This window comes from Alcanivorax sp. HI0083, from assembly GCF_001635175.1.
In genome coordinates this window covers 1-755 of sequence record NZ_LWFX01000080.1, presented here as the reverse complement: position 1 = coordinate 755, position 755 = coordinate 1, and the positions used below count along the sequence as shown (strand labels likewise).

1 protein-coding gene is annotated in these 755 nt (G+C 56.0%); it reads right to left on the bottom strand.

The window, feature by feature from the left end:
• On the bottom strand, positions 1 to 755 hold a 755-nt coding region (locus A3754_RS00910; RefSeq protein WP_197468347.1), incomplete at both ends, for a peptidylprolyl isomerase.

Here is a 755-nt window from a genome sequence, read left to right as displayed (position 1 = left end):
CGTTACCACCGGCGCAGAGACGGTGTCAGAAGCCAGCTCGGCAATGGCGTCTTCCATTTCTTCAGGCAAGGCCCCCTTGGAAACCACACCCAGATCACCACCAGACTGGGCGCTGCCTGAGTCGTCGGAGTACTGGGCAGCAGCATCTGCAAAGGATTTACCACCGGCAATGGCTTTCGCCGCTTCACGGGCACGGACCTTCGCCTGTTCAAGATCCCGGTCATCGTTCACTTCGATGAGAATATGTGACACCTGGCGTGGTGCGTCACCGGCGCCCGCTTCTTCCATGATGGATTTACGGACATCGTATTCCGCCTTCACATCCTCGTCAGTAACGCTCACCTGATCGGCATATTTGTCTGCAGACAGTTCAACGTAAGACACCTTGAACTCTTCAGGGCGCATGAATTCACCCTGATTCTCGTCATAGAAGGCTTTGACCTCTTCGTCTGACACGCTGAACTGCTTGCGCAGCGAGTTGATATCCAGTTGCGCATAACGGATGTCGCGGGACTGCTCCCCCAGACGACGCTGTTCGTTCAGCTCGGAAGGAAGCGAAAAGTCCGTCTGCATGAAGCCCGCACGGAACTGCTCCTTGATCATGTCCTGGCGCAACCCCTGGATGTAACTCTGCGGGTTCATCCCGCGGGCGCGCAGTTCACGCTCGAACCGCTGTTCGGAAAACTTGCCGTCTTCCTGGAACAACGGCACCTTGTAAATATCGGCAGCAACCTGTTGTTCACTGAACACCATGC